The sequence below is a fragment of the Marinobacter alkalisoli genome (assembly GCF_045449795.1).
In the GTDB taxonomy this organism is placed as follows: domain Bacteria; phylum Pseudomonadota; class Gammaproteobacteria; order Pseudomonadales; family Oleiphilaceae; genus Marinobacter.
This window is the reverse complement of sequence record NZ_JBJJLB010000016.1, coordinates 46,057-58,649: the sequence shown is the minus strand read 5'-3', so window position 1 is coordinate 58,649 and position 12,593 is coordinate 46,057. Positions and strand designations below refer to the sequence as shown.

Genomic DNA, 12,593 nt, shown 5'->3' with positions numbered 1-12,593 from the left:
ATCACCTGAACGACGCCACCGATTCCCGGTTTGCGTCAGAATTTGGTCCGGAAACTGAGCCCCGCCATAACCACTCGCAGGGAGGTTTTCACATCCAGCCCGGCGTACGGGTTGTAGATGATATTGGTTATATTGTCACAGTTGACGTTGCAACTGGTATCCGCCGGAATGGTTTCGACGGAGTGGAGGTAACTCAGGTTCATATCGATTTCGGTGTCCTTGTCCCACTGATACCCCATGCCGATGCTGTACAGGTTGGCACCCCCGAACGGGGCCATGATGGATCGCTGATCATCCGGAATCACCGAATCACGGATCTCTACCCCGGCCCTCAGGTCCAGTCGGGATGAGGCGTGGAACTCTACCCCGAACGCCCAGTTCCACTGGTCGGTGAAGCCCAGGGGCAACCGCAGGGTATCCGGTGTGGCGTTGTCCGGAGACAGGATACGCGCCGCATTGAGGAATTCCAGGTTGCGGTCAAAGCGGAACAGGAACGCATCCCACTGCTTGTAGTCGGTCCAGCCCACATCCACATTCACAGTCAGTTTCGGGTGGACATCCACGCTGACGCCGGTCTGGAAATGCTGCGGATACACCAGGTCCATGCTGACGTTACCGGCCTCACGGGGGGCGCCGGAAGGCAAACTGAGAATGGCGGAGGAAATTGCGCCCAGTACCGAGCCGTTCACACTCTGCCAGAAGCCGGACCAGTCATCGGTGTACTCAATCTCGAAGGTACCCTTGAGGTTCATATCCGCTTCGGACGTATAGCTCGCGCCCCAGCTGAACCAGTCTGTCGGCTCCCACATCACCCCGAGGGAATAGGTGGGAGACAGGGTTTCCTGAACATCAATGCTCAAGGCGCCAATATCGTCCCAGGGGCCCACATTACCGCCGCATAACGCCAGCCATGGTTGTAGTGGTTCGTCACCACTCTCACAGTTAAAGGCGTCCTGGAGCACTTCCGCCACCCCCAGCAGCATATTGGGCGCCCGCATGTACTGGTCTGCGGCTATCCCCATGTGGGACAGGTGAATACCGGCACCCACGGACCACTCGTCATTGATCTCATAACCAATGGTGGGGGCCAGGTAAGTGGTCCTTTGCAGCGCTGTCGCCTGGGGCTGATAGCGGCCCGGATCGTCCTTGTCCCGGTAAAAACCGGCCGCCAGCGGCAGATAAAATGCGTTGGCGAAAGTCAGCTTGGAGCCCGGCGGATTAATGCTGATGCCCGCCGATGGCGCGATAGCCGGGCCCGGAGGCGCGCGCAGAATGCCATACCCCGGCAGGTACAACGCCACATTATTGGTGTGACTGTGGCTATTGGCGACCGGGTCCCGTTGTTCACCAGTGAGCGGATCGGTCTCCAGGCCATCAATACCGAATATTTCATAGCCATCCGGGGCATGGAAATCGGCATCGACATCGAGGTAAACACTCATCAGGTTTACTTCAAGCTGGCGTCCGTCCAGCTTGGTCAGACCCGCCGGATTGTAATGAATCGCCATAATTCCGGGCGGATCTGCCGTAACTGCGTTCCCCAGCGCCAGGGCCTTGGGGTGAATCGTCAGGTTCTGCGCGAGCTGGGCCTCGGCACCACACGAGATGGTCGCGGCGATCACCGCCCCGAGAATCTTCTTGTTGTGGCTGGTCATTCCCATGGAATCTTCCCTTCCCGTAAAACGTCAGCGGCTTCGATCACTCTTTGAGGCCGGAGAATTTGATGGGCAGGGACACACCCAGAGAAAAGTCCGGGGCATCCTCGGTCAGACCAATACCAAGGCTGGTATTCACGATGGTGGTGTCACTGACGCGGGTACCCAGTGAAAGACTGAGAAAGCCGGTCATCTGGTCCTGGGCAACCGCCTGGTCACCATTGGAAAAACTCAGGATGGTTTCATCGCTGTAACTGAGCTGGGCTGACACGCTGAGGGAAATATCGTAGGACAGGGAATAGGCAAACCCGGCTGAGCCTGACAGGCCGAAACCCGGCTCCACCTTCTCCAGCAACCGCGCCCCGCGAACCTGCTGCAGGCCGGATTCAGTCAGTTTATAGGTGGCGCTGAGGGAACCGAACACGACCACCGGGTCCAGCACCTTGGACAGACTCGCGCCGCCACCGATCGAATAATAGCCACTGCCAGTGGAGAGCTGCTCGTTAATATCAATTTCGTAGGGGCTGACACCCGTCTTCGAAGTGAGCGTTCCGAACAGGGTGGTGGACATCTTGCCCGGGACGTACGCAAACGGTTGCCAGCGGGCGGTAAAGGAAATATCCCCGAAATCGTAAACGCTGAGTTCGTCCTGGGTGTCGTACTTGACCACCAGCGGTACCCGGGTGCCAATCGTCAGGTTGTCCAGGAACCCATAGTCATAGGAGAAAGCGTTGGTGAAGTTGTGGGTGGCCGATGGCACGACATCGAGATTACGAACCGAACCGTTGGTAATGGCCAGGTCCAGCCGCTGATCAGCGGTGTAGCTGTAATCAAAGGAATAGTTCAGGGAATGGGAGCCTTTTTTCTGCAGCGAGTAGTTCTTCTCGGTTGCCTGAAAAACCTCTTCCAGTTGACGGGTGGAATCCTCGTCACCCTCCTGTTTCGATAGTGCCTCCCTCGCCTGGTCGACACTGCCTTCCTGTGACATCGCCATCCCGGGCAACAGGCCGGCTATAGAACAAAGGATAAAACCTCGCACAAACCAACGATTCATCCTGACTCCCTTAAATTCTGGTTTTATTATTCCTGATCCCCGGACACTGAATCCGGGCCATTAATTCCGGCGGTAATGAAGCTGCTTGCGCGTGTTCTCCACGCTGCCATCCGGATTGTTTTTCTGGCGTTCAAGCAGATTCTGAATGCGCCTGGCGGTTGATTCATGGAACTCGGGGACCTGCTGCAGCGCGAGCAGGGTCATGGTCTGGTCGTCTATGAAACGCAGATCCTCTTCCTTGAGCTCCAGGTAATCCAGCGGTTGGTCGCTACCCGGAAACACGATGAACAGCACGTTGTCATCCCACTTCTCTTCAAATTGGGCCAGGGTGAAGGAAATGTTCCCCACCGCCGGGTCAGCGAGATAGGCCCGATCGTCGCGAATGGTCCGGAGCACAACAAAATGTTTGAAGCCGGCGTGGTGAATCGGAACGATGGCGGGGTGGTCCAGGTCAATCAGATCGTCAATGCTGGCCTTGAATCCGCCGGAGGGATATCCCAGCGCTGTCACCAGGCGTTTCATGTCCAGCATGGAAAAGGCACGGCGCTGAACAATCCGTTCGCTCTCCCCGTAATGAAGCAGGCCTTCCATCACCTGGCGTTCGTTCAACGTCCGCCCGAGGTAGAAGTTCAATACCGTGGTGAGCGCCGCGCTGCCGCAACTGTAGTCATAGGCCTGGCGGACAATGTTACGGAACTTCTGCTCTACCAGTGGCTCTACCCGGACATCCGAACGCAATTCCACCGGCCCGCTGTCAACATCCTGTTCAATGACCACCGTGCCTCTGTCATAGGGCTCCACCACGGTTGCTTCCTGCACCATGGTAAAAGTTAGAATGGATCCGGCGAGCACCAGCAGCATGTCAGAAGAAGTCCCTGGTTATTATTGGTTTCGGTCTGTCGCACGTATTATTGAGTTACACGTTGTTACGGTAAGATACCGAAAAGCCCAGGGCCTTAAAGATAACTGTGCCTCAAATCTGTCGCTGCAGAAGAGGCCGTGGGGAAAGGTTTTGAGAACTGGTTCAAGGCATTGCCACCACAGGCACAGAAGTTGACTACCGGGGCGAAAGCCGGTATCACACCCATTGAAGTTGCCAGTAACCCAACCTGAAGATCCTGATGACAACAACACTTAACCCGGGGCGCCTGACATTTATCGCTGCCAAAAACCAGCGGCCCTTTTTACCTGCATCACTCCTGCCCAGGGAGAAATTCGATGATCTGCTGCACGGGCCGGAACCCATCAGTCTGCTGCTGGTTCATGCGCCAGCCGGCTATGGCAAAACCACCTGTATCGCCGAACGGCTTCAGGTACTTGAGACCAGAACCGCCTGGTATCGACTGGAGAGCAGTGACAACGATCCCGCCCGGTTTGCCGGCTATCTGGCCCAGGCGTTTGAGGTCCAGTCACCGGGCGCCAGCTCCGGCACGCTGGAAACGCTGCAAACCAGCGGCTACTCCGGACTGGAAGCCTTTCTGACCGATCTGCTGGCCGAGTTACCTCAGGACGATGAACCTCTGTACCTGGTCCTTGATGATTATCATCTGATTGAAAATCAGGCTGTCCACGACAGCCTGCGCTTCCTGCTTCGCCATCTTCCCTCCCACGTCACCCTGGTGCTGATAAGCCGCACCCTGCCCCCCGTCGGCGTCGCCCAGCTGCGCATGCAGGGACGGATGGGCGAAATCACTGCCCGTGACCTGGCGTTCAGCGCGGACGAGGCCCAGAGATACTTTGAAAAACGTTTGCCCTTCGAGGTTTCACGGGAAAGTATTGAGCGTGCAGTCAGGCGGGTGGAAGGCTGGATATCGGCACTGCAGTTGCTGTCTGCCTCAGCGGTTACCAGCATCGAGTTCGGTGACTTCGTGGACCAGTTGGAACACGGCAACCAGCATATCTTCGATTACTTTGATGAACTGCTCGGCCAGAGCCTGACCGAGCAGCAACGGACGTTCCTGCTGCGCACCAGCATCCTTGACCGCTTTAATGCCGCCATGGTCATGCGCGTGATGAATGACAACGATGGCCAGGCCCTGCTCAGCAGTCTTTTGGCCCTGGGGCTGTTTATCACGCCCGTTGACAATTCCGCTCTGTGGTTCCGTTACCACCCGCTGTTTTCAGTCTATTTACGCCACCTGCTGAGCTGCACTACCCGGGAGAACCAGCAGGAGCTCCATCAACGCGCAACCGATGCGTGGCTGGACCTGGATCACGCGGAAGAGGCCGCAAAACACGCCATTGCTGCGAAGGACTCAGACCGCATTACCCGAGTACTGACTGCCCATGGCCGCAAGTTCTTCACTGAAGGGCAGTTCAGCCTCCTCCAGCGCTGTCTGGACACCCTGCCCCAGGATGTCATTGCACAGGACCCGACCCTGACACTGCTGCGAGCCTGGGTTGCGCAGGGACAATACAGGTTTGATGAAGTCGAGAACTGGCTGTCTGCGGCGGAAACCCGCCTGCAGGCCTCGATGAACGAAGACACCCAGCGGGCGATCGAAGGCGAGTTCAGCGCCATTCGCGCCCAGGTTGCGATGAACTACGGGGACCATGAGCGGGCCCTGGCACTGGCAAAGGAAGCGATCAACCAGGAAGCCCGGTTTCTGCCAACCTCCCGGGTTGCGGCGGCGTCAGTGATCGGTGAGGCCCTGTTCGTTCAGGGCCAGCTTGAGGAGGCCCTGGAACGGATGCAGGATACCGAGCACCTCGCCCGCACCCACCATGCACACCAGAACGTACTCTGGGCCCTGTGTCAGCAGTCCGAGATCAGCGTTGCCATGGGGTTACTGCAGAAGGCCTATAACATTCAGGAGCGGGCATTCCAGTACGCCGAGGAAAACCACCTCAATCATCTGCCCATCCTTGAATTCCTGTTCCGGATCCGTAGCCAGATCATGTGGGAATGGCATCACCTTGAGAGTGCCGAACGTTGCGCCCTCCAGGGTATCGAGATTCTCGAAGCCCAGGGCGAGCGCTGGTATGTGCAAAGCCATACCTCGCTGGCAAAAGTCGCGCATGCCCGCGGCCGGCAAACTCTGTGCGCCGATTACATCGCCCGTATCCAGAAAATGCTGGCCGCCGGCGACTACCACCTGGACTGGGTCGCTAACGCCCATGCCACAATGCTGACCTACTGGGACGCGGTGCGCGATCATGACTCGATCCAACGGTGGCTGACCATTGCCCCGCCCTGCGACCCTACCGCTGCGACCAACCACTTCCACCAGTGCAACGGCCGCAACCAGGCAAGGGCCCTGATGAGCCTCGGGCAGTTCGAACAGGCCCTGCCGTTGCTGAACGCACTTACCGAAGTGGCGGAAAGGATCGGCCTGAGAACCGATCTCAACCGCAACCACATTGCCCTGGCCTATCTGTACTGGCAAATGGAAAGCCGGGACCAGGCCCTGACCCACATGAAAAGGGCGTTAACACTGGCCAGCACCACCGGTGCCGTGGGAAGTTTTCTGCGCATGGGGAAGGTGCTGATCGTTATCCTGAAGGCGCTGATCAATGAAGGCACCATTGACGGCATGGAATTGCAGCGTGCCGAGCGGCTGATTCAATTGGCCCAGCAGCAGCGGGATTTCAGCCGCGCGATCCGCATTTCACTGGACGAAGCCATTATCCAGGACATTATCGATCGGCCGGATGTGCCGGAGCTGATCCGGACGTCTCCCCTCACCCGCCGGGAATGGCAGATCCTGAGCCTGATTCATGCAGGCCTGTCCAATGACCAGATTGCGGAGCATCTGAAGGTGGCCTCCACCACGGTGAAAACCCACATTCGCAGCCTGTACCAGAAACAGAACATCAGCCATCGCGCCGAAGCCATTGAACTGGCCAAGGACCTTCTCAGCAAGATTCAGGGGGAGTGAACGCAAGTCAACGGTCCACGCGCCCTGAACAAGGCCGTCGGGCCGTTAATCCTCAGCACATTGTACGCAGACCGTCGTGTAGGGAAGCACCTGAAGGCGGCGCGGGTCGATTGCTTCACCACAGTGCTCGCACTCATCCCCCAAGCCTTCAGCTATGCGCGCGAGGGCATGTTCAATCTGACGGAGCTCGGAACGGGTTTCCGTTTCCAGGGAGTCCACCACCTCGTCATTCTGGGTCTGCACCGCCTGCTCTTCAAAATCCTTTTCCAGGGCGCCATCCTCACGGTGTTGGTGGGCTTCGAAACGGGAAAGGCGGGCCTTGAGATCCGCCCGAAGGGTTTCAAGTTCTGATTGTCGGTTAGTCATGGCAAACCTCCGCGGCTATCGGCCAATCCTATCATTGAGCCATAGACCTAAATGATAAGCTGAACCTTCCAGGAATGATTGTCAAAATTGCAATGCGGGTAAAGTCCGGGCCTCGCTGAGCCGCCAGAGATATGGCACTATCTCGCCCATCACTTCGGCGGAGCAAATCGGATGCTATACACAACCACAGCGGCAATAGCTGTCGCCCTCATTCTGTTCACCTGGCTCGGCGTTCGGGCCAGACTGGCGGACGGCGGTCTGGATGACTTTGTCACCGCCAGAAACTCTCAGGGCGCACGAGCGCTGGGTTTCAGTTTCCTGGCGTCTGGCATGGGCGGGTGGATACTGTTCGCGCCACCGGAAGTCGGTGCCCTGGTCGGTCCCCTGGCGCTGGCCGGCTACGCACTGGGGGCCGCCTTGCCGTTCATCGTATTTGCCTTTTGTGGCCCTGCGATCCGGCGCTTCCTGCCTCAGGGCCGGAGCATTGGAGAGTTCGCGCAGGCCTGCTACGGCAACAGTGTTCGCCGCTATGTATCACTTATTTCCGTGCTGTATATGCTGTGCTTCCTCACCGCAGAACTTACCGCCATTGGTGCCATCACCTCCATGCTTTCAAATATAAACGGCAATATCGCAGTGGTGGGTGTTGCCGCTGCAACTCTGATCTACACGGCTTGGGGCGGTTTGCGGGCAAGTCTTGTGACTGACCAGTGGCAGGCGTTCCTGCTGATTGCACTGCTGGTGATTGTCGGTGTGGTGGCAACTGACCGGCTGCCGGAAGTGAGCATGGAGCACGCCGCTTCGGTGCCGGTGCCCAGTGCACTGGCCGTGGCACTGACGCTGGTCATCGCGGTGACTGCCGCCAACCTGTTTCATCAGGGTTACTGGCAGCGCCTATGGTCCGCCCGCGATACCTCGTCCCTCCAGCGCGGTGCGTTCTTTGGCGGCATCATTACCATTGCCGTGGTGGCCGTGGTCGGATCGCTGGGAATCGCGGCGGCAATGAGCGGCATGGACCTGGGCTCCCCTCCCATTCCATTCTTTGCCATGCTCTCAGGTGCACCTGCCTGGCTGACCATCCCGGCCCTGGTACTGGCGCTGACCCTGGTCGCATCCTCTGTGGATACCCTGCAGAATGCCCTGGCCTCATTGGCGGTTACCGAAAAGAAAGGGCTGTCTCTCACCTCCGCACGCTGGATTACGGTATTGCTGATGATTCCCGTGGTGCTGGTGGCGCTGCAGGGCATCTCCGTGCTCCGGCTGTTCCTGATCGCCGACCTGCTGTGTGCAACCGCCGTGATTCCGGTCCTCATGGGATTGTGGAAAAAAATGTCGACCACCGCAGCCGTAGGCGGGGGGCTGGCGGGACTGGTCGGTGCCATCCTGCCCGGCTGGATCGGCGGTGGAACCCTGGGTGCCGGGCTGGAGGCAGCCAGTTTCCCCGGGGCCATTCCAACCCTGCCCCCCTTCCTTGGAGCGCTGTTGTGCTCTGTGATCGTCAGCGTGGTGCTGGCGACCCTTGCCGGCCGGAAACAGGCAACCTAAGCTCCCAGGACTGGCCGGAGAGTTTCAGCTGTCCGGCCAGCCCCGCCAGTTTCGATCATCTGCCTGAAATGGAGGCCGATCCTGCCTCCGCCCTCCTACTCCCCCCTCCTCCCCCCATCTACGCCAACAAAAAGTCAGACAGGAGGATGAACGCTTGCCAGCCCCACCGCACTATGGACGGATACGGAGTAAATAATAATTTTCACCATCAGGGTGTAAGCGAGGAAATATGATCAGGAACCCGGACTGGTGGCGCGGCGCCGTCATCTATCAAGTGTATCCACGCAGCTTCTACGACTCGAACGGTGATGGTATCGGCGATCTTCCCGGAGTCACCGCCAAGCTGGACTATATCGCCAGCCTGAATGTGGATGGGATCTGGCTGTCACCGTTCTTCACGTCGCCCATGAAAGACTTTGGCTACGACGTTGCCGATTACCGTAACGTCGACCCGATCTTCGGCACCCTGGAAGATTTTGACAACCTTATTGCCGAGGCCCACAAACGCGGCCTCAAGATCATGATCGATCAGGTGCTCAGCCATTCCTCCGACCAGCATCCGTGGTTTGTGGAAAGCCGCGCCAGTCGCGATAACCCCAAAGCGGACTGGTATGTGTGGGCTGATCCCAAGCAGGACGGCACAGTGCCCAACAACTGGTTATCCGTTTTTGGAGGCCCGGCCTGGTCATGGGACAGTCGCCGCAAGCAGTACTATCTGCATAACTTCCTGACCAGCCAGCCTGACCTGAACTTCCACAACCCGGAGGTGCAGGCTCAGGTGCTTTCTGATGTGAAGTTCTGGCTCGACCGTGGCGTCGACGGATTCCGCCTGGATGCCATTAACTTCTGCTTCCATGACGGCAAGTTAAGGGACAATCCGCCCAGTGAATCAGTCGCAGAGGGTTCCATTGGCGTTCGCCAGGAGAACCCCTACGCGTACCAGTTCCACAAGTACGACAAGACCCAACCAGAGAACCTGGATTTCCTCAAGCGTCTGCGTGCGTTACTCGACCAGTACCCCGGCACGACCACCGTGGGCGAAATCGGTGATGACCATTCACTACAGACCATGGCGGACTACACCAGTGGTGGCGACAAGCTCCACATGGCCTACTCGTTCGACCTCCTGACCGAACAGCACGGCGCGGATTTCTTCCGCAAAACCGTCAACACTATTGAAGACAAGCTCACCGATGGCTGGCCCTGCTGGGCGATCGGGAATCACGATGTGACCCGGATCGCCACTCGCTGGGAGGTGACATCCGACCAACAACTGAAGGCTTACATGGCCATGCTGCTGACCCTCCGCGGCAGCGTATGCATCTACCAGGGAGAGGAGCTGGGGCTGACCGAGGCCGAGCTGGCCTATGAGGATCTGGTCGACCCCTACGGAATCAATTTCTGGCCGGAGTACAAGGGCCGTGACGGTTGCCGTACGCCGATGGTCTGGCACAACCAGAAAGCCCACGGTGGGTTCTCCGATGCACAACCCTGGTTACCGGTTTACGAGAATCATTACAGCGCTGCTGTTGCACTCCAGAATGAAGACGAACACTCGGTTCTCGAAGCCTACCGTACGTTCCTGGGTTGGCGACAACACCAACCGGCCCTGCTCAAGGGCGACATCGAGTTTCTCGAATCGCCAAAGAACACCTTGCTGTATGCCCGCAGCTATGAGGGTGAAACCCTGTTCATTGCCCTGAATCTCAGCAACAATCCGGTGACGATCAACCTCCCGCAAGGAAGTGCCCAACTGGCGGGAAGCCCGGACTTTGTCGGTGGCCAGTGGCATGGACAGGAACTGCAACTTGGGGCCTGGGGCGTGGACATCGCCCGAGGCTGAGATAGCATTACACTGATCAAACAAGAAGAGTCTAGTTATGGCCAGCGTAACCTTACGCAACATCTGCAAGAGTTATGACGAAATCCAGGTTACACGTAACGTAAACCTGGATATTGAAGACGGTGAATTCGTGGTTTTTGTCGGCCCTTCCGGCTGTGGCAAATCCACGTTGCTGCGCATGATTGCCGGGCTGGAGGACATTACGTCCGGCGACATGTACATCGGCAACGACCGCGTAAACAACCTGCCACCCAAGGAGCGGGAAGTAGGCATGGTGTTCCAGTCCTACGCGCTCTACCCTCATATGGACGTGGCGGAGAACATGGCATTTGGTCTGAAGCTTGCCAAGACCAATAAAGCTGAAATCAACCGCCGGGTCGAGGATGCGGCAAACCTGCTGCAGCTGGACAAACTGCTTGAACGCAGGCCCAAGGACCTGTCCGGCGGCCAACGCCAACGGGTTGCCATTGGCCGTACCATTGTTCGCGAGCCGGCGGTATTCCTGTTTGATGAGCCGTTATCCAACCTTGATGCATCACTGCGCGTACAGATGCGTATCGAGATTTCCCGGCTGCACAAACGTCTTGACGCCACCATGGTCTACGTAACGCACGACCAGGTGGAAGCCATGACCATGGCCGACAAAATCGTGGCTCTGGACAACGGTGCCATTGCCCAGGTCGGCAAACCCATGGAGCTTTACCACTACCCCGCGACACGCTTTGTTGCCGGCTTTATAGGTTCGCCGAAGATGAACTTCATTGACTGCACGGTTGCATCCGCAAGCAGCCAGTCCGCGACCGTCGTATTGCCCGGCAACCATCGCCTGGAGGTGCCGGTCAATGGCTCGGAGCTCTCCGAGGGGGAAACGGTTACCCTGGGTATACGCCCGGAGCATCTGAACGAAAACCAGGAGGCTGACATGTACCTGGAAGGTGAAGTTCACGTGGTAGAGCGCCTTGGGTACCAGACTCTTGTGCACCTGGTAATCGATAACGTTGAAGGCGTTCTGACCATGCGGACCGACGGCAGTAACCCGGTACAGGAAGGCGCACCAGTAACTCTGGGCATGAACGCCAACAAGTGCCACCTGTTCCGTCAGGACGGCAGTGCCTGCCCCCGTCTGTTCCAGGAACCCTGCATAGATTTCTGAACTTTACTGACACCATTCCGGGGGCTGCAACAGCCCCCTTTTTTTTTGGCCAAAAAAAAGCCCGGTCAGTAGGGGGGATTCAGCCTGACCGGGTCGCGAAAGTTAACGCTGGAAGACGCAGGGATCGCGGAAAGGCCGTGCGGGATCTTCCGTCACGGCCTGGGAGAGAGACTTCAGAAAAACCAGGAGAACAGCAACGGCATCATCCCTTGACGCCACCGGCGGTCAGACCGCCCACAATCCATTTCTGGCAGTAAAGGAAGATCAGTGTGATGGGCAGCCCGGAGAGCACCGCTGCAGCGGCAAAATCGCCCCACAGGTAGTTCTGCTCGTACAGGTATTGTTGTGCACCTACCGCCAGAGTCAGCTTATCGGTATCAACCAGCAGTACCGACGCCATCGGGTACTCCATGATGGTCATAATAAACGCCAGGATGAACACCACCACCAGGATCGGCACGGACAATGGCAGAAGTATGTAACGGAACGCCTGCCAGGTGGTGGCCCCGTCCACTATGGCCGCCTCCTCCAGAGAGCGGTCGATGGAATCGAAGTAGCCCTTGATGGTCCATATATGCAGTGCCATGCCCCCCAGAGAAGCAACGATGACGGCTCCATGGGTATTGAGCCCCAGCCAGCTGACGTGATTGCCTATCTTGTCAAACAGGGCATACAGCGCCACCAGGGACAGCACTGGTGGAAACATCTGGAAAATCAGCATGGACTTGAGCACAAAGCCCTTGCCCGCAAAGCGCATGCGGGCGAAGGCATAGGCGCTGGTGGTGGACAGCGCCAGGATCAGCACGGCGGAAACCACCGCAATTTTGATGGAATTCCACAGCCACAGCAGTACCGGGAACGGAGGCTGAGTCACTGTGCCATCTTCCCCGGTATAGGGAATGCCAAGCGCCAGATACCAGTGCTCCAGCGAAGGATTCTCCGGCAGCAGGCTGCCGGAAGCGAAGTTACCGCTGCGGAAGGAGATGGAAATCACCATCAGCAGTGGAAAGAGAATGATCACGATGAATCCCAGCATCCCGAGATGGGACGCCAGAACGCGATACTTCGTGGAGCGGGGTTGAACCATCGCCATGGGTAG

Annotated in this window: 9 protein-coding genes; 4 read left to right on the top strand and 5 right to left on the bottom strand. The window is 57.9% G+C overall.

The features are described from left to right. Positions 1-35: 35 nt before the first annotated feature. From ACJO3M_RS04860 to ACJO3M_RS04850, 3 genes are read right to left on the bottom strand one after another with little or no spacing between them, the layout of a single operon-like run. Positions 36-1,661, bottom strand: a complete 1,626-nt coding sequence (locus ACJO3M_RS04860; RefSeq protein ID WP_407000193.1) for an OmpP1/FadL family transporter — start codon at positions 1,659-1,661, stop codon at positions 36-38. Between the two features lie 37 nt (positions 1,662-1,698). Next, on the bottom strand, positions 1,699-2,709 hold the full coding sequence (locus ACJO3M_RS04855; protein WP_407000191.1) for a transporter: 1,011 nt from the start codon (positions 2,707-2,709) through the stop codon (positions 1,699-1,701). A 60-nt stretch (positions 2,710-2,769) separates the two neighbouring features. Next, positions 2,770-3,570, bottom strand: a complete 801-nt coding sequence (locus ACJO3M_RS04850; RefSeq protein WP_407000189.1) for a C39 family peptidase — start codon at positions 3,568-3,570, stop codon at positions 2,770-2,772. 260 nt (positions 3,571-3,830) lie between these two features. On the opposite strand from ACJO3M_RS04850, the gene malT reads away from it, so the two are divergent. Next, positions 3,831-6,587 (top strand): HTH-type transcriptional regulator MalT, encoded by a 2,757-nt coding sequence (malT, locus tag ACJO3M_RS04845; protein ID WP_407000187.1) that lies wholly within the window; start codon positions 3,831-3,833, stop codon positions 6,585-6,587. A gap of 45 nt (positions 6,588-6,632) precedes the next feature. Here the strand turns inward: malT and ACJO3M_RS04840 are convergent, their stop codons facing one another. After that, a complete protein-coding gene (locus ACJO3M_RS04840; RefSeq protein WP_407000185.1) occupies positions 6,633-6,953 on the bottom strand; it encodes a TraR/DksA family transcriptional regulator in 321 nt (106 codons plus the stop codon). Positions 6,954-7,124: 171 nt separating this feature from the next. On the opposite strand from ACJO3M_RS04840, the gene ACJO3M_RS04835 reads away from it, so the two are divergent. From ACJO3M_RS04835 to malK, 3 genes are all read left to right on the top strand, one after another. Continuing rightward, positions 7,125-8,498, top strand: coding sequence for a sodium:solute symporter family transporter (locus ACJO3M_RS04835; RefSeq protein ID WP_407000183.1), 1,374 nt, complete (start codon positions 7,125-7,127; stop codon positions 8,496-8,498). 229 nt (positions 8,499-8,727) lie between these two features. Beyond that, positions 8,728-10,341 (top strand): alpha-glucosidase family protein, encoded by a 1,614-nt coding sequence (locus tag ACJO3M_RS04830; protein ID WP_407000181.1) that lies wholly within the window; start codon positions 8,728-8,730, stop codon positions 10,339-10,341. Positions 10,342-10,378: 37 nt separating this feature from the next. Continuing rightward, entirely contained in the window at positions 10,379-11,494 is a 1,116-nt protein-coding gene (gene malK / locus ACJO3M_RS04825; protein WP_407000179.1) for a maltose/maltodextrin ABC transporter ATP-binding protein MalK, read from the top strand. A gap of 202 nt (positions 11,495-11,696) precedes the next feature. Here malK and malG read toward each other — a convergent pair whose 3' ends face one another. Continuing rightward, positions 11,697-12,587, bottom strand: coding sequence for a maltose ABC transporter permease MalG (malG, locus tag ACJO3M_RS04820; protein WP_012137814.1), 891 nt, complete (start codon positions 12,585-12,587; stop codon positions 11,697-11,699). Positions 12,588-12,593 lie beyond the last annotated feature (6 nt).